We start from the raw sequence: 20943 nt of genomic DNA on the forward strand, positions 1-20943 counted from the left end.
GTTTCCATCTGCTTTTATAATGTTGTCATCATAACAGTCATTTTACCATCATATGTGACTTCTTCTTGATCACTACATATAATAAAATGATCTCCCTTTTTCACTTCCATACCTTCCAATGTTCCTTCACCTTCAAGAATACTTACCAATTGGAATGGTTTATCATTAATAATTGTATTTTCTCCATCCATTCTATAACAATCAACAGTGAAAAATTCGCTTTCTACATATCTTGTTTTAGAACCATGATCTATATGACTATTTGTAAAAAGTTTATTTGTTGCTAAATCAGCAGGTACATTTGTGACATCAATAGATTGTTGAACATGTAATTGTCTTTCATTACCATTTTTATCTTTACGATGATAATCATAAACACGATATGTAATATCAGAAGATTGTTGAGCTTCATAAATCAATGAACCACTACAAATCGCATGTAACGTTCCAGATGGAATATAGAAGAAATCTCCTTTATTAATTTCAAAAGAATTTAATAAATGATCATAATCATCATTTTCAATTGCTTTTACAAATTCTTCTTTTGTTTGAGCATGATGTCCCATAACCATTTTTGTTCCTTCATCAGCTTGTAAAACATACCAACATTCTGTTTTCCCTAATGAGTTTTCATGTTTGGCAGCATATTCATCATTAGGATGAACTTGAACTGATAAGTCATCTTTTGCATCTATAATTTTAACTAATAATGGGAATTGATCACCATTGACATTTCCAAAAAGTTCACGATGATTTTGCCATAACCAAGAAACAGTTTTTCCTTGATATTCTCCATCACTAATTGTACAATCACCATTTTGGTGTCCAGAAATAGCCCAACACTCACCTGTGCTATCACTTGGGATATCATAACCATAAACATCTCTTAATTTATGGCCACCCCAAATCATTTCTTTAAAAACTGGTTGAATCTTTAAAATATGTCCCATAATCATCTTCCTTTCCTATATATTTTAAGAATTCTTCAATTTGATTTTCATGAAAAAGCTGAATACCACATTTTTGACACATTCTAGCAAAAACACCTTGTCCTTCAATTAATTGATGTTGAAATGATCCATCATAGATACCATCACAACCACAACTTGGACTTCTAAACTTCAACAATGCCACTTGAACATCATTTTTAATGAAGATGTCTAACGCTTTTTGAGCACCCAAAATATATTCAGAAGTCACATCCTGATGATTGATTGTTTCAACTTTCAAGGGTTCCAAAGATTGAATTTCAGCAGGATCTCTTGGAATAGATAATCCTCCTAAGACCTCTGGACAAACTGGTATAATGGAATGTCTTTTATCCATTTCTATCAAAATATCAAGAGGATGGCTCTTTCCACTATATGTACAATTGACACCTAGCAAACATTGACTAACCCCTATTTTCATTTTGAATAAGCTCCATAATTTCATAAGGATTGTCAACAATATAATCAGCTCCAGCATTTTTCAATTCCTGTCGCCCTCTAAATCCCCAAGTTACACCAATAGAATCAATACCAGCATAATATCCTGTATCAATGTCCACCTGACTATCACCTATAAAAAAACAATCTTTTTTATCAAGTCTCATTTCCATCAATGCCATATAAGTTGATTGAGGATCAGGTTTGACAGGATATAAGTCCTGTTGTCCATAGATAGCTACAAAAGTATCAGGAAATAGATGTTCTACAATCTGAATAGCTAAAGCATGTGGTTTATTTGTTACAACAGCTAATTTTATATTTTGCTTTTTTAAATAAGTAATAAGTTCTTCTATCCCATCATAAGGTATTGTATGATCTAAACAATGTTCGCGATATATTTTTTGGAAATCTTGCAGACAAACATCCAATAAATCTAGATGTTCTGGACCTAAAGCTCTTTCCATCAATTTCTTAACACCATTACCAACAAACATATTATATTGAGAAATATCATGAGTTGGTAAATGATGTAACTTTAAGACTTCATTTGTAGATAATGCTAAATCTGTGATGGAATTAACTAAAGTTCCATCCAAATCAAAAAGACATCCTTTTTTCATATAAACCCCCTTTCACATTATAACAGTATTGAAAAAATAATGAAAGATGTTATAATGATTTTAAGTCAAATGGGGTGAATTTATGCAAGATAATCAATCAAGAAAATATACAGACATTTTTACATTTATTGGTTATGTAATTGGATTTTTATGTATTCTTTGGTACTTTATATTTGGAGGAAATCCATTCTTACCAGTAATTGGTGTCATTATTATTTTTATAGGACGTTTTGTTGGATCCGGTATTGATCGTATTATTGATTTAAAAGAAAATAAATAAAGTGATAGATTCCCTTATGGTCTATCACTTTTTTTATATTTTATTTTTTTCATAACTAAAATCAAGCAAGTAATTAATACTCCTATAATAAAAATGATAACAGCATAATAAGCTATTCTTTCCATCATTGATAGCTCAATATCTTCCGTTAAATGCATATCATATGAATAAAGCAAATAATCATCATTATAGATTGAAACTGTTCCTATCTTTTGACCACTTTTCATAGGTGCTACTAAAAAAGTCGATGTACCTACTTGATAAGATAGATCTTTCGTCGATATATTATTATCTATAATGATAGATAAAGTTTGTGGAGCTTGATATTCATAGCGAAACTGAAAAGATTGTAAAAGCCAATAATCAGCAATCGTTTCATCTTTTTTATAAAGAACAATTTCATGATAATGATCATGAAGATATTGACAAACTGTAATTGCATCTCTTACATGATTTTGAGTATATTGCCCACTGGCATATGCTGTCACTAAAATAAATTGATGTCCATTAAAAGTCATGGTACTTGCTAAAGTTAATTGCGCTTCATCTGTAAAACCACTTTTTGCACCATCAATTTGTGATATATCCAAACCATAACTCATATAACCTCTTTGTAAAGATGAAGACCACGTATGATTTTTCATTGAACTGGTATATGTTCGTGCATTAAAAACATCTGCAAACGTTTGATTTTGCAAAGCATGATGCAAAATCATTGCCATATCATAAACGGTTGTATAATGCTCATTATGATGTAATCCTGTTACATTCATAAAATGAGAATTCTTTAGATTTAATTGTTCTACCAACTGATTCATAGCCATAACCATCCCGTCAGTAGAACCATATGTTAAACGTGCCAAGGCATTACAAGCATCTGCACCAGATGGTAATAATGCACCATAAAGCAAATCCTCATATGTTACCAGTTCTCCAGCGTAAAATCCAGCTATTGTGGCTCCAGCCTCAAACAGTCCATCCAAATCTGCTTGTGTGATACGTACCTTTTCATGTATATCAGTTATTTTATCTAATGCTAAACTCACTGTTAAAATTTTTGTCATACTTGCCGGATAGATTTTATCCTGACTTTTTTGATCTAAGTAAACCATTTGAGTTTCCTGATCATAAAGATAAGCATATTTTGAGTGTAAAGAAACTTGAAAATTTTCATTTGCATGGACTGGAACGATTCCAAGACATACAATCATTGTAATCATACAAGTTATTATCTTTTTCATTTTATTTCTCCTCTTTTTAAAAAAGATAGCTTGGTTTCTGAAATGACAATCGCAATAAATATTAAAATAAATCCTAATAAGATTTTAAATGTAAGAATTTCACCATAAAAAGCAATTGAAAATGCGACTCCAAATACAGATTCCAAAGATAAAATCAATGAAGCATTACATTCACTTGTATATTTCTGTCCCGTTGTCTGACAAAACATTGTTAATGCAGTAGCAAATACAACAAGATAAAGAATCTGCAAATAAATAGACGGCTGTATTTGCGTTATAATAGATAAATCTTCAGTTAATAAGGCAAAAACAAATGAAATCATGGCACCACCCATAAACTGTAATGATGTGAAAGCTCCTCCATCAATTCCTTTAGAAAATTTTTTGATCAGTAAAATATGACAGGCATATAAAAAACCACCACATAATGTGAGAAAATCACCTATATTCATAGTTAAATGTTCATCTAAAGATACACAGCCAATCCCTAAAACACAAATAAAAGCTGCAATGAAATTATAAATATCAGGACGTTTATGATAAAACAGCCATACCAAAAAAGGAACAATAGCACAATAAACAGCTGTTAAAAAAGCATTTTTACCAGGTGTTGTATAGTTCAATCCCCATGTCTGTACATAATAAGCTGCAAACAAACAGCTCCCCGTTAACAAACCACCTTTGATTTGCTGAAAATTGAGATTTTTTATTTTTTTGATAAATATAAGTGATAATAAAATAGCTGCCAATGAAAATCTTAAAAACAACAATACTGCTGGTGTTAAAAAATCAACAGCACTTTTCATAACAATGAAAGAACTTCCCCAAATCAAAGCAGCTATAAGCAACAATAAACTTCCTTGAATATTTTTTTCCATTTCAATCCCCTTTCAAAAATAAATGGTACGTATCGTACCATTTATTATTTATCCATGGATGACATCATGACAACGAGGACATAATTCGCCTTCCATTTCTGATTCTTCAAAATAATTCCAACATCTTGGACATTGAACACCTTTAAATTTTTCACTATGAATATAAGCTGTGTCATATTCTTCAAGATTTGTAGAATCATTGACTAACTGAACTTTAGCGACAATAAACAACTGTTTTAAAACATCTGCTAATTTGTCCATATCTTGATATGAATCTTTTAAGCAAATAGTCACTTTTGCTTCCATATTAGATTTAATTTCTTTAGCATTTCTTAATTCTTCTAAAGATTTTAAGACATCTTTTCTTAATAATAAGAAACGATCATAATATTCTTTAATTACTTCTTCATTGTCTACTGGAAGTAATTCAGCTTTTGCTTCTAAGAAAATAGATTCAGCTTTATTTTCATCACAATGGAAATGATCATGTAATTCTTCACTTGTAAAGACAAGAATTGGTGATAATAATTTCATCATTGTTTTTGCATAATAATATAACACTGTTTGAACCTGTTTTCTTCTTAAGCTATCAGCTTTTTCAATATAAAGAATATCTTTTGTAAAGTCCATATAGAAAGCACTTAAAGTGTTTGTAAAGCAATTTAAAATTAATTGATTTGCTTCAGCAAAATCATATTGATTAAAGGCTTCTTCATAACCTTTCATTAACTGATTTAATTCAACAAGCATGTATTGATCAACACCTTCAAGTTTTGAGATTTCAATCAAATCACTTGCTTTAAAATCAGAAAGATTCCCTAAAACAAAACGCATTGTGTTTCTAATCTTACGATAATTTTCAGCAACTTGCTTCATAATATCATTAGAAATACGAACATCAGATTGATATGCAACTGAAGTTGCCCATAATCTTAAGATATCTGCACCATATTGATTGATAAGTTTAATTGGATCAACAGTATTTCCTAATGATTTAGACATTTTATTTCCTTTACCATCTAAAACAAAGCCATGTGATAAAACTGTCTTATAAGGCGCTTTATCATAAACTGCAGTTCCAATAATCAATGATGAGTTGAACCATCCACGATACTGATCACTACCTTCAAAGTATAAATCAACTGGATAACGATACCCTCTTTCTTTCATACATCCTGTATGAGAAGATCCTGAATCAAACCATACATCCATGATATCTTTTTCTTTTTTAAAGATACCATTTGGTGAATGTTCATTTGTATATCCTTCAGGTAACAAGAATTTTTCATCTTTTTCAAACCAGATATTAGAACCATACTGTCTAAATAAGTCAGAAATATGTTTGAAAACTTCTTCTTCCATAATTGGTGTCCCATCTTCACAATAAATAATAGGAATTGGAACTCCCCAGCTTCTTTGACGAGAAATACACCAGTCACCACGATCTTTAATCATGTTGTAGATTCTAATATGACCCCATTCATTTAACCATTCAACATGATCAATTTCATCTAATAATTTTTCTCTAATCTTATCAATTGAACAGAACCATTGGTCAGTTGCTCTAAAGATAATTGGTTTTTTTGTACGCCAATCATGAGGATAACTATGTGTAATGAATTCAAGTTTTAATAACACTCCTAATTCATCAAGTTTTAAAGTGACTGTTTTATTAGCATCATCAACATATTGACCAGCTAACCATTCACCACAGTCTTCCATCATGCAACCGTGTTCATCAACATTACAATAAATATCTAAACCATATTTTTGACCAACAATAAAGTCATCCATACCAAATCCAGGAGCAGTATGAACACATCCTGTACCAGCTTCAGCAGTAACGTGATCTCCTAAGATAACTAATGATTCACGATCATATAATGGATGTTGACAAGTAATCATTTCTAATTCTTGTCCCTTAAATGTTTTTAAAATCTGTTTTTCTTTTAATTCAAATTTTTCCCATAAAGAATCAACAAGTTCTTCTAAAACAATTAATTTTCCTTTTTCACTTTGAACAAGTGCATACGTATAATCCGCATTTAAACAAATCGCAAGGTTTGCTGGAATTGTCCAAGGTGTTGTTGTCCAAATCACAAAACTTGTATCTGTATCTAAAATACCTTTTCCATCTTTAACCTGGAATTTCACAAAAATAGTTGGACTTTTCACATCATGATATTCAACTTCAGCTTCTGCTAAAGCTGATTCACTTGATGGTGACCAATAGACTGGTTTTAATCCTTTATAAATTAAACCATCCATCGCCATCTTTGCGAAAACATCAATTTGATTGGCTTCAAATTCTGGTAATAATGTTAAATATGGGTGGTCATAATCAGCAAATGTTCCAACACGGATACATTGTTCTTTTTGAATTTCAACTTGTTTTAATGCATATTCATAACATTTTTTTCTAAATTCTGCTGTACTTAATTCTTTACGATTGACACCTAATTTTTGAATAGCATTTTCAATTGGTAAACCATGAGTATCCCATCCAGGAATATATGGTGTATACAATCCCTGCATGTTTTTATAACGACAAATCACATCTTTAATAATTTTGTTTAACATATGTCCAGTATGCATATTTCCATTTGCATATGGTGGACCATCATGGAAAACAAAATCATCATGTCCTTGATTTTGTTCAATGACTTTTTCATACATATGCGTTTCTTGCCATCTTTGAACGTAACCTGGCTCCTTTTTAGGAAGATTTCCACGCATTTCAAAATCTGTTTTAGGCATTAATAATGTGTCTTTGTAATTCATTGTATTCCTTCCTTTCTCAAATAAAAAACGTCCTGTTAAAGGACGTGATGACGCGGTACCACCTTTATTCATATCTTAAAGATATGCTCTCTATATCTTAACGCGATGAACGTCTTATCCTACTTGATTTCAGATAAGCTACTCTTAGGCTGATTCATTATAAGTTCCCCTTATTTGCTTTTCACCAACTGCAAACTCTCTGTAAGTTTTCCTTATAAACTGTCCTTGTCATTGTATTTGTTTTCTTGTTCTTCTTTAATTAAACTGAAAATTTCAGATTTGTCAATAGTTTCTAGCATTTCTTCGCTCATTTTTACAACATTTGCTCTAAAATCAATAGCTTCCTGTTTAAACGTATCCATATCCTTTGACAAACCACGCACATATTCCATTGATTCTTTAAGAATCATATTGGCATTTCTTTTGGCTTTTTCAATCAATTCACTTGCTTCTTTTAAAGCCAAACGCGCAATTTCTTCGTTAGTTTTCTCATGTACAGATATTTGTTTTGTAAGTAAAGTGTTTTGTTCTTTTAATTCAGTCATTTCTTCTTCCATTGACTGAATCCTTTCCTTTTGTTTTTCAATTTCCTGTTTTAATTCACCAATACGATCATTGACTTCAGCAATGTTATAACCACGAAATTGCTTATCAAATTGTTCCAATCCTTCCACCTCACTTATAAAAGTATCCACTTACAACATAATTTCCCTGTCTTGTTTGCTTATTTTCATCCACAATTTTAACACGTCCATGATGTTTAAAAGATACCATATCACTATTATGACACAAATAACTCACTTCTTCAACAATTTTATAATTGACTTTGACATGCCCATTACGAATAGCTTCACTAGCTAAAGCACGTGGTACTTTAAACATCGTTGATACCACTTTATCCAAACGCATACTCGATAAAATAAAAGAACGAGATGTATACTCATGTACAATTTCAATATCTTCATGACATTCTTGAAGCTTTATTTTTGATTTTTTTATTTGTTTTAATGTTTGGATAATATAAGGATAAGTTTGTTTTGTACAAGCAAAAAAACAACGCTCTCCATCAAAAATATCACCAACACACTCCCTTTTTATACCCAAATTCATTAAAGCTCCTAAAATATCCTTGTGCTGAATGCGTCCAAATTGCTGGCGATATATGACTTCAACCAATTGAATTTCAAAGTCAGACTTTTCAATTTCATAAAAATCTGGACAAATAATCATACGCTGATTTTCAGCATTTGTAAAGCCACCATAACTTAAGACTTTCAGTTCTTTACCGATAACACTTCTTACTATCTCCTGTTCATGAGGATTATAAAAAGGTGTTAATACCATTCTTTGATGATGCAGTGCCTGAAATTGATAGTCTAAAATTTTCTTAACAAAAACTTCGTCGCCTTTAAAATGTTCTAACATCATTCAAAAAGAAAGTATTAGCAAGTTTTTCACTTACTAATACTTGTTTATTCATCAGTTTCAGAATCATCCATTGTAATATTGCCAGAAACGCCAATATTCTTAGGAGTACATAAGAAAATTTTAGGTCCGATTTGTTGAATATCTCCTTCAATCGCAAAAATAACACCACTTAAAAAATCAATAACACGTTTAGACTGTTCTTTCTGTAAACGATGCAAATTCACAACTGCAGCTCTTTTTTGTTTTAAATACGTTGCAATTTCCTGAGTTTCACTATATGCACGTGGTTCAAATAAAATCAAATGACTATCTTTATTTGCACTTAATGCTTTCATAGCATCAGTTGTTTTTGTAGATTTTGCTTTTTCAAATAAACTTGTTGATTTTACACTTTCTTCTTCAGTATCTATTTCTTCATTTTCATAAACGTCATCATCATCTTCTTCAAAAAACCATTTTTTTACTTTTTCTCCGTATCCCATGAGGTAACCTCCTTACAATCTTTATATAATTATACCATATAATGTGTATGAAAAAAAGAGGAAAATACGGGAAATATCACCTTCTTCATACCATTTATTGACATTCAACATGTACCAAAATAACATCTTCACCAATGGTAATAATATGTTGAATAGGTATAACCAAAGCTGGTGGTCCTTTAAAAAAACATATGAATTTAAATGCTGAAAAACGTTCAACAATTAAAGCCTGTATACATTGACAACAAGGATCAATTTCCAAATCAACAACATAACCAATCTTACAACCTGATGAGGCATCAATGACATCTTTACTTTGTAAAGTTAAAAAGCGCATTTTATCACCACTTTAATATATGCTTTTATCCTATCATATATTTCTTTAAATGTGATAAAGCCTGTTTTTCAATACGAGAAACTTGTGCTTGAGAAATCATTAAATCTTTAGCAATTTCGCTCTGTGTTAAACCTTGAAAATAACGTTCATTAATGATTTGCATTTCTTTTTGATCTAAATGATGCATGGCTTTTTGTAAATCTATTGTCTTTTGAATATCTTCCATATGACTATGGTTATCTGGTATCTGACTTTCTAAATCAAAGGGTCCATTGCCATCATTTTGGACTTCCTGTGATAATGATGTCACACTGTGAGTAGAAGACAATGCTTCAACTAACGTATATTCATCAACATTTAAACGTTGAGATAATTCTTTTATAGATGCTTCTCGATTATATTTTTTCATATATTCTTCATTAACCAAAAGCGCTTTATAAGCAATATCTCGTAACGATCTTGGAATTCGCATAGGAGAATTTTCTCTTAAATAACGTTTCATCTCACCTTGTATAAGCGGAACAGCATATGTTGAAAAACGAACTTCTAAATTCGTATTAAAATGATCTATGGCCTTCATTAAACCAATTACTCCAACTTGAAATAAATCATCTAAATTATTCACTCTTTGTTGGTATTTTTGAACAAGTGATAAAACAAGTTTTAAATTAGAGAGAACCAATTTTTCTTTTATACAGGAATCATGATTTTGATGATATGTTTTCAATAATTCTATTGTTTGTTGATGAGATAATTTTTCATAATTTTCAATATTTGTTCCATTCAGTTCTACTTTATATTTTGACATGGATTCAACTCCTCATATCAGAGTTTCACCATTTTATTTGACATTATTCATCATCTTTCAATTTATTTCTTAATTTTCTAATAATTTTCTTTTCAAGTCTAGATATATATGATTGTGAAATACCTAATATTTCTGCCACATCCTTTTGTGTTAATTCCTCATGACCAATCAAACCATAACGCATCATAAGAATCTGTTGTTCTCTTGGATTTAAATAATGTAAAGCATGATAAAATTTTTCTTTTTGATCATTATGTTCTATTTCATCTTGTACAATATCTTTGTCCGTACCAATGATATCAGATAATAATAATTCATTACCATCATAGTCAACATTCAATGGTTCATCTAAAGAGATTTCTTGTCTGAGTTTATTATTTTTTCTTAAGAACATTAAAATTTCATTTTCAATACAACGTGATGCATAAGTTGCTAATTTAATGTTTTTATCCATATTAAAAGTATTCACTGCTTTGACTAACCCAATCGTTCCAATACTAATTAAATCTTCTATGCTACCATTTTGCATAGAATCATATTTTTTAGCCACATAGACAACGAGCCTTAAATTATGTTCAATTAATAAATCTTTTGCTTTTTCATCACCATTTTGTAATTTCAATAAAGCTTCTTTTTCTTCTTTACCTTTTAATGGTGCTTTTAAAACATCATGTCTACCAATATAGAAAAGTGATTTTCTTTTTAATACCCATTCCTTCAATAATAATAAGATCATAATAACCCTCCCATTAACTGTTGATTTAAAATGCAATCATACTGATTCGATGATATAATTCCAGCATAAACATCGTGTAATGTTTGATGATGAATTGTAATATCAGGCAATAAAATTAAATCAATTTTTTCCTGCTGACTCGCAGTTTCAATCCAAATATTATCAATAACAGTATAATCACCGGCAAATCTTTGATTGATAAAAATAACTGGATAGCCATGATATGTGACCTGATTACCATTATCAATAAAACCATAACATTGGTGTCCTTGAAAACAGACTTTGACCATTTGCTGATGAATACGATGACGGCATAAATCTATATAAAAATAGCTAATCAAAATAACTAGAATGGCAATAATCATGATATATCGTATATGATAGCCTTCCATCAATAAAACACCTTGAAAAATAATAGACGATGGCAATAACCATTGAACAAATGATAATATCGAAAAGTATATAAAAAGATATACAGGATAATATATATAGACAGACCGTTTAAAATAAAAAAATGTCAATATAAAATCATATAAAAGGATAAACCCAGTAAATAAATCAATAAATAAAAAAACAAATGAAATATTGTAAGTCAAAACATATAGACATAATCTTTTCTTGGTTATGCGTATATTTAATAAAAAAGATAATATTTCAAAACTCAGTAATATTAATAAAGCATTCATAAAATACGTAATTTCTATATAGACATTCATTTTTTCCACCCTCTTTCATTATAGAGAAATGGAATTAAAAATGATGTCAAAAAAAGATTGAAAGTACTCTCACTTTCAATCTTTCATTTTGACTATTCACTTGCCATAACATCTAAACGATGACGACGTTTCATAGCGTCTTTCTCACATTTATCCATTAATCCCTCAGCATGTTCTGGATTGACTTTAGATAATTGTGCAAATCTGTTTTCACTTAATAAGAAATCTTTGAATTTTGTGAAATCAGGTTCTTTAGAATCTAACTGTAATGGATTCTTTCCTTGTTCTTCTAAACGAGGATCATATCTTAATAAGTTGAAGTATCCACATTCAACAGCATGTTTTTGTTGTTGTTGATGGTTTGCAAGACCACCTTTAATACCATGTTCCATACATGGAGAATAAGCAATAATTAATGATGGTCCATCATAAGCTTCAGCTTCTTTGAATGCTTTAATTGTTTGCATTGGATTAGCTCCCATAGCCACTTGTGCTACATAAACATGTCCATATGCCATAGCAATCTGTGCTAAATCTTTCTTGGCTACTGTCTTACCACCAGCAGTGAATTTAGCAATAGAACCAGCTTGTGAAGATTTTGAAGATTGTCCACCAGTATTTGAATAAACTTCTGTATCAAGAACTAAGATATTAACATTTTGATTATTAGCGATAACATGATCTAATCCACCATAACCGATGTCATAAGCCCATCCATCTCCACCAATAATCCATTGAGATTTAGTGACAAGTTCACCTTTCATATCTAATAATTCTTTGATACCTTCACATTTTGAAGCTTCTACTAAAGATACTAATTGATCATAAAGTTTTCTTTCTTCAACTCTTTGACCTTTGACATCTGCATATTGTTCTAATACAGTTTGAAGTTCAGGTTCACATTCAGCTTTATTTTCTTCAATGATTTCTAAGATACGTTTAGCCATATAATTTTCAGCTAATTTCATACCAAATCCATATTCAGCATTATCTTCAAATAATGAGTTAGCCCATGCAGGTCCTTGTCCATTTTCATCAATTGTACAAGGTGTTGATGGTGTAGAACCACTATAAATTGAACTACATCCAGTTGCATTTGCAATTCTCATATCAGCTCCAAATAATTGAGAAGCCAAACGATAATAAGGTGTTTCACCACATCCACCACAAGCACCAGATACTTCAAAGTATGGACGCATAAATCCAACACCTTTAACTGTTGTTGTTGGGTAGCGATCAGCTTTATATGTCACTTTTGAATAAATATGATCAGCTAAAGAAGCATGTGGTAATTCTTCTTTTACTGGCACCATAGATAAAGCTTTCTTTCCAGCTTTACCTGGACATTCAGTCACACATAATCCACAACCAACACAGTTATCTGGAGAAACTTGAATACGATAAACCAATCCATCAACATTTCTACCGATTGGTTTTAATACATCATTTGAAATATCTTCTGGCATAGCTTTCATTTCATCTTCATCAATTAAGAAAGCACGAATTGTTGCATGAGGACATACCATAACACAGTTATTACATTGGATACAGTTTTCTTTTTCCCAACGTGGTACATCAATAGCAATCGCACGTTTTTCTTTAATCGCAATACCAGATTTCATTGAACCATCTAATTTATCCATAAATGCTGAAACAGGTAAATCATAACCATCTAAGGCATTGATTGGTGCAACGAAATTATCAAAGTAATCATCACCAGTTCTTGCTCTTGTAGCAGTAACTGTTAAATCAGACCAGCTTGCATCAACAGGAACTTCAACAATAGCATCTTTTCCTGCATCAATAGCTTTGTAGTTCATTTCTACTACAGCATCACCTTTTTTACCATATGTTTTCTTAGCCATTGCTTTCATATATTCAACAGCTTTATCAACTGGTAAAATTTGTGGGTTTAAAGCAAAGAATGCAGATTGAAGAATTGTATTTGTATGTCTTCCCATACCAATTTCACTAGCAATTTTTGTTGCATTAATGATATAGAATTTAGCATTTTTATCAGCTAATTGTTTCTTTAATTTATTTGGTAAATAATCAACAATTTCTTTTTCATCAAATTCTGTATTTAATAAGAATGTTCCACCATTCTTTAAGTTTTTCAACATATCATATTTCAATACATAGTTATCTAATGAACATGAAATAAAATCAGCATTATTGACATAATAAGTTGCACGAATTGGTGTATGACCAAATCTTAAGTTAGAGCGTGTAGCTCCACCAGCTTTTTTACTATCATAAGCAAAGTAAGCCTGTGAATATAAATCGGTATGATCTCCAATAATTTTAATTGAAGATTTATTAGCAGATACTGTACCATCTGATCCTAAACCATAGAATAAGCATGAAGTATAATCAGCATTAACATGGAAATCAGGGTCTTCTTTTAATGATAAATGAGTCACATCATCATTAATACCAATAGTGAAAGATGTAAATGGATCTTCATCTAATAAATGATCATATACAGCTTTGATTTGACCAGGTGTTGTATCTTTAGATCCCATACCATAACGTCCACCAATAACTTTGATGTTTGTATCTTTTAATACAGAGCATACATCTAAGTATAATGGTTCTCCAGTTGCTCCCATTTCTTTTGTACGATCTAAAACAGCAACTTTTTCAACAGTATTTGGTAAAACTTTTAATAGATATTTTGGTGAGAATGGACGATATAAATGAACTTTAATCAATCCAACACGTTCACCACGTTTATTCATTTCATCAATTGTTTCTTTAATTGTTTCAGTTACAGAACCCATTGCAATGATCACACGTGATGCATCACTTGCTCCATAATATGTAAATGGCGCATATTCACGTCCAGTAATTTCTGAAATCTTTTTCATGTAATCAGCAACAATTTCAACAACAGCTTCATAATGTTTATTTTGTGCTTCTCTACCTTGGAAATAGATATCATCATTTTCAGCACCACCACGTTCAATTGGATTTGTATGTGGATTTAATGCATTTTCTTTAAATTTCTTTAATGCCTCTTTATCTAACAAGCTTTCTAAAACATCATAATCCATAACTTCTACTTTTTGAATTTCATGAGAAGTTCTAAATCCATCAAAGAAGTGAATAACAGGAACGCTTGCCTTAATTGCAGTTAAATGAGCAATTCCTCCTAAATCCATAACTTCTTGAACGCTATGAGAACAAATCATAGGCGCACCAACTTGACGACATGCATATATATCCTGATGATCACCAAAAATATTTAATGAACGTGTTGCTAAAGCTCTCGCAGCAACATGGAATACACCAGGCAATAATTCACCTTGAATTTTGTACAAGTTTGGTATCATCAATAATAAACCTTGAGATGCCGTAAATGTAGTTGCTAACGCACCACCTTGCAATGCTCCATGTACAGCTCCAGCAGCTCCAGCTTCTGACTGCATTTCGATAACATTAACTGCTGATCCAAAAATATTTTTCTTTCCTTGAGCAGCCCATGTTTCCGCATTTTCAGCCATTGGAGAAGATGGTGTAATTGGATAAATACTTGCAACTTCACTAAATGCATAAGCGACATGTGCAGCAGCAGTATTTCCATCCATTGATAAATACTTTTTAGACATAATTTTCTTTCCTCCTATATCATATAGTATACTCTTATCAATAAGAAATTTCCACATGAAAAATTTATTTTCATCATAAAGAATCGAAAATTTTAATATTTTTGATTTCTCAAAAAATACACTTTTTTTATAATATAAAAAATGATAGAATAATGTCGAAAAATGAAAGGAGTTACTCATGAAAAAAAGAAACTGTTTTATTGGTCAATCGGGAGGACCAACCGTTGCGATTAATGCATCTTTGGCAGGAATTATTCATGAATGTATCAAAAGCCAAAAATTCGACCATGTTTATGGGATGGTCAATGGAATTATGGGATTGTTAGAAAGCCGATATATGGATTTGGGAGAGTTATTTAATGATTCACAAGCTTTAGAACAATTAAAACATTCTCCTGCTATGTATCTTGGTTCGTGTCGTTATAAACTACCCAATTATCAGGATGATCCTCAAACTTATGAAAGATTATTCCATACTTTTGAACAATTACATATCACGGATTTTTATTATATTGGTGGTAATGATTCTATGGATACAGTTGCAAAACTATCAGCGTATGCCAAGTCTATTCATTCCCCTATTTGTTTTATTGGTATTCCTAAAACAATTGATAATGATTTAATGGGAACTGACCATACTCCTGGTTTTGGTTCAGCTGCTAAATATGTTGCAACTTCTATGCTGGAAATTGCTTATGACAGTTCAATTTATAAATTAAATGCTGTTACAATTGTTGAAATTATGGGGCGTAATGCTGGATGGTTAACTGCTGCCAGTGCGCTAGCAAGAACGCAATGCAATGAAGCACCTGACCTTATCTATTTGCCTGAAGTTCCGTTTTCAACGCAAAAATTCTTAGATGATATTCGTAAAGTTTTTCGTCATAAAAAGAATATTATTATTGCTGTCAGTGAAGGAATTAAAAATGAAAATGGAGAATATTTGGATGCTGATTCTAAATATACAAAACGTGATGCTTTTGGACATGTTTTGCATTCTGGAACTGGTAAAGTCCTAGAATCATTAGTTTATCAGGAATTCAAATGTAAAGTGCGTAGTATCGAATTAAATGTCCTACAAAGATGTGCTATGCATATTGCTTCAAAAGTTGATTTAGAAGAATCATTTCAAATTGGACAAGCGGCTGTTCAAACATCAATGGAAGGACACAGTGGTGTTATGATGACTTTCCAACGTGTTCAAAATCAGCCTTATCAAGTTGAGTACACCTATAAGGATGTTCTCAAAATTGCCAATTTAGAACAACGTATTCCTGTTGAATGGATCAATGATGAGCATAATGATATCACTCAAGAACTTTATGACTATTTAATTCCATTAATTCAAGGAGAAGTTGCGATTACATATGAAAATGGTATTCCATGTTATAGTGATATAACACATTTACGTTATAAATAAAACATAAAAAGAGATTTCACATCAAGTGAATCCCCTTATTTGGACATTCAAATAAGGAGGTTCATTTTATAAAATCTCTTTTTATTTATTTCCAAAAATATATTGGAAAATAAATCTCTGATACCATTTCAATGATTGACTATATTGACGAATCCATTGTTGATAATAGCGAAGGAATTGAAACCATTCTTCATCACTTATTTCATGAGAAGAATATTTAGCTTTATAAGCAAGATTCTTTAACTCTTCATCATCAACATTATGCCAAGAGGATAATTTCCTTATTTTTCTATAATAAGTTAAAACTTTCTGATTGTTATTCATACGTCTTGTTTTGATCATCATCCAATGTGTTGTCAAATAACGATAAATAAAAATGAATATAAAGATTCCAAATACCCCAGCAATAATCCATATATTTTGATGAGATGATCTTGTTGTAACATCTAAATCTACAGGTGTATTCTGTATTGTTTCTTCTTCAGGTTGTGTTGTTGGTACATCACTCGTATTTGCAGTCTGTTGATTTTGACTTGCTATATCATCAAGAGCATCACTGATTTCTTCGATATTTCCCGAAGGTGTCATTTCATAAGGAATCCAACCTTTCATATTTTCATAAACTTCTATCCAGGCATGCGAACGATATTGAGGAATTTTGGCTTCACCATTATGAAAATCACTTTCTAGCATTGTATATCCTCTTACAAAGCGTGTTGGAATACCTAACTCCCTTAACAACAAAGCTCCAGCAGTCGCAAAATGAGTACAACTTCCTTTATGATTTTCAAACAGAAAGTATTCAACAAAATCTTTATCGGAAGGTAATGTTCCTGCATTCAAATCATATTCTGCTTGCTTAGCTAAAAGTTCCTGCACCTGTTGGACTGTTGATGCGATATCAAAATCATATGGATATTCAATATCATTTTCATATAATAAACGCGATAATTGTTGTTTTAATTCATCTGGAACATCTAAATAATGTTGATACACATAATCTTCATATTCTTCATCATACTGCTCAGAAATAAAATAACTATTTTCATCTAGTCCTAATTGAGGATCTTCTTCATAAAGATATAAAACATCCAATGAATCAGAAGTACTTTCTATATATGAATCAAAAAGAACTGGATACTCTTGAACATTATCAATAAAATAGTATGGTACAAATTGAAAATCATATTGACGTTGAGGGAGAATTTGAACACTTTGAAAAGATGGTAAATAATTCAACATTAAAAAATCGCTATACATAGTTAAAGAATGACTATTATCATAATTTTCCGTAACCTCATGCCATTCATTATCACTGTAATTGGCAAGCGAATAAGCTCTTAAATAAGAAGAAAAAGGAACATTGGACTGTACTGTTAAAGCCAATCCATTTCTAAGTTGCACATTGCCTGTAGGTAAAGAACCATCAATATCTCGACTCATACCCGTTTGTGTAGCTATTCCTAAAGGATTTCCTTTTCCGTTAGAAAACCAATCAATCATTTGTGATAAAACCGATGATGATTCTTGTTGAAACAAAGGATTTCCCTCTAAATAAGTAGATGCAGTTACAGACATTATACATAATAATATAATAACCACAATCTTTAAGGTATATTGTTTTTGCTGATATTTTAAAGCCACTGTAAATAATAATGCATAACAGATAAAGATAATAAAGCAATAACTCTCTTGAGAAGAAAGTTCGTGTTTGATAAATACAGGAAACATAAAGAGAAAAATCAAACTGATGATTTTAAGCAATGAAAAATGCATTGTACATACAGTTGATACAATCAAATAGATAACTGGCAACCCAATTATGAATATAATAACTTGATAAAACATATCTCGACTATATAATTCTAAAGGAAGTAATTCATCAAATTTTAAGAAATAATCAAATTCAATAACAGATTGAAGATTATTGATAAAATAATGACACTCACTTTGAAATAATATAATCAACACTAATAATAAAATGATAAAAATGAATACACATGGTTTTTGAGGCATTATCTGATATTTAATAAAATAAAAGTAAAATCCTATTCCTATCATGCCTAAAAGAATAATACTTATATATGTGTTTTCAGGAAAATATAAAGAATGATCATAATTTCCTATCAAACCCATACATCCTAAAATAATCATGAAAACATTAATGATATGGATGATGTATTGTTGAAAAAAGAAGTTGATTGTTTTTTTCATAAGTGATACACCTCCAGATTCTGTCCCTTTATTTGATAAAAAGAACGTGACATGAAAGATTTATCTAAAGTTTTGATAGGATTTTTCATCATCCATCGAACGGTAGTCGCAAGATTATCAACAGAATGTATAGATTGCACATGCATATTTTGTACATCACATGAAGTTACAATTTCAAAAGCAATATTCTCTTTTAATAAAGAAATACATAAAGAATAAAAATAATCAAACTGTAAATCATAGAATGTATTGTTTTCTTTATATTCCATCGCAAGAGTAAGATTTTCGTGAACAGGTTGACTTCCCACCTTAACAAAAAATTCTTGAAATTTTGATGACATATTCCAATGAATATGCTTAAGTTCATCACCTTCACGATATGTTCTAATCTCAAAAATTTCACTATAATCATCGCCTTTTTGATCTGTCAAATAATTTTCTTCTTGTTCATCCAATTGATGAACCTGATGAACAGATACATCTACAAGATGGTAATGTGGCATTACATCAAATGAATTTTGTATGGATACAGTTTTTGAAAAAGAAAAACATTGTAATAAATCAAAACATTTTATTTTCTGAACCTGAATCGTATAATGACCACAATGAGGACAAGGAATCTCTACATCTACTTGCTGATCATGAAGACATACGCTTTTTTCAACTACAATTTGAGAAAAAGCATCTATCATTTGATATTCAATTATAATCTGACCACATGGGATAGGTGTAACACTTTGACGACAAAAACTCAGGTTAATAGTTTCATCACGCAAACAATATGCTTGTTGCATTTTTATTGAGATTGTTGTTTTTCGCATTGGAATAATACTAAGCAATAGACATATACATATTAAACAAAAAGCCATCAAAAACAATAAAAATGAAAAATACCCTGAAACAAAACGCCATAATCCATATAAAAAAGCAAGAAAACAAAAATATTTTAATAAGTTTTTCATACTTTTAATTGAGGTTCTCCAACTGATTCTAAGATTTCATCTACAATCTGATATGAAGAGACTTTGTTCATTTTAGCTTCATATGTCAGTATGAAACGATGAGCCAAAACCATTGGTGCAACATATTGGACATCTTGCGGAATCACATAATCACGATCATTTAAAAATGCATAGGCTTTAGCTGTTTTCATGATAGCTAAAGAACCACGTGGCGATACACCTTGTTCAATTTGAGAATGTGAACGTGTTGCAGTAATGATTTGCATAATATAATGATAAATATCATCATGAACATATATCTGATCAATCATCCTTTGATATTGTAGTATCATCTCAGGTGATAAAACTGATTGTATATCATCTAAAGGATTAGATTTTTGACGTTGTTTCATTATTTCTATTTCCTCTTCAAATTGAGGATAACCTAAACTTAATCGACTCATAAAACGATCCATTTGAGAATCAGGCAATAGTTGCGTTCCAGCAGAGCCAAAAGGGTTCTGTGTAGCAATGACACAAAATGGCTGAGGTAATACATATGTTTTTCCATCTACAGTCATTTGTCCTTCTTCCATCAACTCTAATAAAGCTGCCTGTGTTTTACTAGATGTACGATTCATTTCATCTGCTAATAAAAGATGACAAAAAGCAATTCCTTCTTTATATTCAAATTGCTGTGTCTGTGGATTATACATCGTAAATCCAACGATATCACTTGGCATAATATCTGGTGTTAATTGAATACGGTGATAATCTAGCTGTAAACTTTTTGATAATGCTAATGCTAGATTTGTTTTTCCAACACCAGGAATGTCCTCAAGCAAAATATGTCCCCTAGAAAGTAAAGTAACCAATATTTGAATAATAACCTCATCTTTCCCAACAACAGCTTTTTTGATTTCGTTGACTGTTTGTTTCATTTCTTGATTCATATCTTTTCACCTCTTTCTATCTTTTTTTAGTATAACAGATATAAAATCATTTCAAAATAAATAATAA

At 30.8% G+C, this 20943-nt stretch carries 19 protein-coding genes and 1 other annotated feature; of the genes, 2 read left to right on the plus strand and 17 right to left on the minus strand.

The annotated features are described in order from the left end of the window. Nucleotides 1–14: 14 nt before the first annotated feature. From E0K96_RS10020 to E0K96_RS10030, 3 genes are read right to left on the minus strand one after another with little or no spacing between them, the layout of a single operon-like run. Entirely contained in the window at nt 15–950 is a 936-nt protein-coding gene (locus E0K96_RS10020) for a type I phosphomannose isomerase catalytic subunit (RefSeq protein WP_087304727.1), read from the minus strand. Further along, nucleotides 916–1410 carry a 2-thiouracil desulfurase family protein gene (locus E0K96_RS10025; RefSeq protein ID WP_168082942.1) on the minus strand — a complete coding sequence of 165 codons (495 nt, stop codon included), beginning with the start codon at nt 1408–1410 and terminating at the stop codon, nt 916–918. The genes E0K96_RS10020 and E0K96_RS10025 overlap by 35 nt, the downstream gene beginning before the upstream one ends. Then, on the minus strand, nt 1394–2050 hold the full coding sequence (locus tag E0K96_RS10030; protein WP_168082944.1) for an HAD family hydrolase: 657 nt from the start codon (nt 2048–2050) through the stop codon (nt 1394–1396). The genes E0K96_RS10025 and E0K96_RS10030 overlap by 17 nt, the downstream gene beginning before the upstream one ends. 82 nt (nt 2051–2132) lie before the next feature. On the opposite strand from E0K96_RS10030, the gene E0K96_RS10035 reads away from it, so the two are divergent. Next, nucleotides 2133–2330 (plus strand): hypothetical protein, encoded by a 198-nt coding sequence (locus E0K96_RS10035; RefSeq protein WP_168082946.1) that lies wholly within the window; start codon nt 2133–2135, stop codon nt 2328–2330. Nucleotides 2331–2344: 14 nt separating this feature from the next. Here the strand turns inward: E0K96_RS10035 and E0K96_RS10040 are convergent, their stop codons facing one another. From E0K96_RS10040 to nifJ, 11 genes are all read right to left on the minus strand, one after another. After that, a complete protein-coding gene (locus tag E0K96_RS10040; protein WP_168082948.1) occupies nt 2345–3571 on the minus strand; it encodes a D-alanyl-D-alanine carboxypeptidase family protein in 1227 nt (408 codons plus the stop codon). Continuing rightward, nucleotides 3568–4449, minus strand: a complete 882-nt coding sequence (locus E0K96_RS10045) for a DMT family transporter (protein WP_168082950.1) — start codon at nt 4447–4449, stop codon at nt 3568–3570. Before E0K96_RS10045 ends, E0K96_RS10040 begins: the two co-directional genes overlap by 4 nt. Before the next feature lie 48 nt (nt 4450–4497). Continuing rightward, on the minus strand, nt 4498–7230 hold the full coding sequence (gene ileS, locus E0K96_RS10050; protein ID WP_168082952.1) for an isoleucine--tRNA ligase: 2733 nt from the start codon (nt 7228–7230) through the stop codon (nt 4498–4500). A 35-nt stretch (nt 7231–7265) separates the two neighbouring features. Next, nucleotides 7266–7471: a binding site (T-box leader), on the minus strand. Then, nucleotides 7443–7895, minus strand: coding sequence for a DivIVA domain-containing protein (locus E0K96_RS10055; protein ID WP_087245105.1), 453 nt, complete (start codon nt 7893–7895; stop codon nt 7443–7445). (Overlaps the previous feature by 29 nt.) A gap of 10 nt (nt 7896–7905) precedes the next feature. Next, on the minus strand, nt 7906–8655 hold the full coding sequence (locus E0K96_RS10060) for a YlmH family RNA-binding protein (protein ID WP_168082954.1): 750 nt from the start codon (nt 8653–8655) through the stop codon (nt 7906–7908). A 47-nt stretch (nt 8656–8702) separates the two neighbouring features. After that, complete coding sequence (locus E0K96_RS10065; protein ID WP_087245107.1) at nt 8703–9140, minus strand: cell division protein SepF; 438 nt, start codon at nt 9138–9140, stop codon at nt 8703–8705. A 94-nt stretch (nt 9141–9234) separates the two neighbouring features. Beyond that, nucleotides 9235–9477 (minus strand): YlmC/YmxH family sporulation protein, encoded by a 243-nt coding sequence (locus E0K96_RS10070; protein WP_087245108.1) that lies wholly within the window; start codon nt 9475–9477, stop codon nt 9235–9237. A 25-nt stretch (nt 9478–9502) separates the two neighbouring features. Continuing rightward, nucleotides 9503–10285 carry a sigma-70 family RNA polymerase sigma factor gene (locus E0K96_RS10075; protein WP_168082956.1) on the minus strand — a complete coding sequence of 261 codons (783 nt, stop codon included), beginning with the start codon at nt 10283–10285 and terminating at the stop codon, nt 9503–9505. 43 nt (nt 10286–10328) lie between these two features. Then, entirely contained in the window at nt 10329–11021 is a 693-nt protein-coding gene (gene sigK / locus E0K96_RS10080; protein ID WP_087245110.1) for an RNA polymerase sporulation sigma factor SigK, read from the minus strand. Further along, entirely contained in the window at nt 11018–11413 is a 396-nt protein-coding gene (locus E0K96_RS12205; RefSeq protein WP_240924501.1) for a hypothetical protein, read from the minus strand. Before E0K96_RS12205 ends, sigK begins: the two co-directional genes overlap by 4 nt. Nucleotides 11414–11829: 416 nt before the next feature. Beyond that, a complete protein-coding gene (gene nifJ / locus E0K96_RS10090) occupies nt 11830–15348 on the minus strand; it encodes a pyruvate:ferredoxin (flavodoxin) oxidoreductase (RefSeq protein ID WP_168082960.1) in 3519 nt (1172 codons plus the stop codon). A 178-nt stretch (nt 15349–15526) separates the two neighbouring features. On the opposite strand from nifJ, the gene E0K96_RS10095 reads away from it, so the two are divergent. Then, nucleotides 15527–16768, plus strand: coding sequence for a 6-phosphofructokinase (locus E0K96_RS10095; RefSeq protein WP_168082962.1), 1242 nt, complete (start codon nt 15527–15529; stop codon nt 16766–16768). A gap of 81 nt (nt 16769–16849) precedes the next feature. Here E0K96_RS10095 and E0K96_RS10100 read toward each other — a convergent pair whose 3' ends face one another. The 3 genes from E0K96_RS10100 to E0K96_RS10110 form a co-directional block, all read right to left on the minus strand. Further along, complete coding sequence (locus tag E0K96_RS10100; protein ID WP_168082964.1) at nt 16850–18982, minus strand: transglutaminase-like domain-containing protein; 2133 nt, start codon at nt 18980–18982, stop codon at nt 16850–16852. Next, the gene (locus E0K96_RS10105) at nt 18979–19776 is read right to left on the minus strand and encodes a DUF58 domain-containing protein (protein WP_168082966.1); all 798 of its coding nucleotides are present in this window, start codon (nt 19774–19776) and stop codon (nt 18979–18981) included. The genes E0K96_RS10100 and E0K96_RS10105 overlap by 4 nt, the downstream gene beginning before the upstream one ends. A 164-nt stretch (nt 19777–19940) precedes the next feature. Then, complete coding sequence (locus E0K96_RS10110; RefSeq protein ID WP_168082968.1) at nt 19941–20876, minus strand: AAA family ATPase; 936 nt, start codon at nt 20874–20876, stop codon at nt 19941–19943. Nucleotides 20877–20943 lie beyond the last annotated feature (67 nt).

The organism is Massilimicrobiota sp. SW1139, from assembly GCF_012027715.1.
Classification (GTDB): domain Bacteria; phylum Bacillota_I; class Bacilli_A; order Erysipelotrichales; family Coprobacillaceae; genus Allocoprobacillus; species Allocoprobacillus merdigallinarum.

Bases quoted from the DNA above. Each gene is read 5' to 3' on its own strand.
- E0K96_RS10020 (WP_087304727.1), bottom strand. From the start codon at position 950: ATGGGACATATTTTAAAGATTCAACCAGTTTTTAAAGAAATGATTTGG.
- E0K96_RS10025 (WP_168082942.1), bottom strand. From the start codon at position 1,410: ATGAAAATAGGGGTTAGTCAATGTTTGCTAGGTGTCAATTGTACATAT.
- E0K96_RS10030 (WP_168082944.1), bottom strand. From the start codon at position 2,050: ATGAAAAAAGGATGTCTTTTTGATTTGGATGGAACTTTAGTTAATTCC.
- E0K96_RS10035 (WP_168082946.1), top strand. From the start codon at position 2,133: ATGCAAGATAATCAATCAAGAAAATATACAGACATTTTTACATTTATT.
- E0K96_RS10040 (WP_168082948.1), bottom strand. From the start codon at position 3,571: ATGAAAAAGATAATAACTTGTATGATTACAATGATTGTATGTCTTGGA.
- E0K96_RS10045 (WP_168082950.1), bottom strand. From the start codon at position 4,449: ATGGAAAAAAATATTCAAGGAAGTTTATTGTTGCTTATAGCTGCTTTG.
- ileS (WP_168082952.1), bottom strand. From the start codon at position 7,230: ATGAATTACAAAGACACATTATTAATGCCTAAAACAGATTTTGAAATG.
- E0K96_RS10060 (WP_168082954.1), bottom strand. From the start codon at position 8,655: ATGTTAGAACATTTTAAAGGCGACGAAGTTTTTGTTAAGAAAATTTTA.
- E0K96_RS10065 (WP_087245107.1), bottom strand. From the start codon at position 9,140: ATGGGATACGGAGAAAAAGTAAAAAAATGGTTTTTTGAAGAAGATGAT.
- E0K96_RS10070 (WP_087245108.1), bottom strand. From the start codon at position 9,477: ATGCGCTTTTTAACTTTACAAAGTAAAGATGTCATTGATGCCTCATCA.
- E0K96_RS10075 (WP_168082956.1), bottom strand. From the start codon at position 10,285: ATGTCAAAATATAAAGTAGAACTGAATGGAACAAATATTGAAAATTAT.
- sigK (WP_087245110.1), bottom strand. From the start codon at position 11,021: ATGATCTTATTATTATTGAAGGAATGGGTATTAAAAAGAAAATCACTT.
- E0K96_RS12205 (WP_240924501.1), bottom strand. From the start codon at position 11,413: ATGGAAGGCTATCATATACGATATATCATGATTATTGCCATTCTAGTT.
- nifJ (WP_168082960.1), bottom strand. From the start codon at position 15,348: ATGTCTAAAAAGTATTTATCAATGGATGGAAATACTGCTGCTGCACAT.
- E0K96_RS10095 (WP_168082962.1), top strand. From the start codon at position 15,527: ATGAAAAAAAGAAACTGTTTTATTGGTCAATCGGGAGGACCAACCGTT.
- E0K96_RS10100 (WP_168082964.1), bottom strand. From the start codon at position 18,982: ATGAAAAAAACAATCAACTTCTTTTTTCAACAATACATCATCCATATC.
- E0K96_RS10105 (WP_168082966.1), bottom strand. From the start codon at position 19,776: ATGCAACAAGCATATTGTTTGCGTGATGAAACTATTAACCTGAGTTTT.
- E0K96_RS10110 (WP_168082968.1), bottom strand. From the start codon at position 20,876: ATGAATCAAGAAATGAAACAAACAGTCAACGAAATCAAAAAAGCTGTT.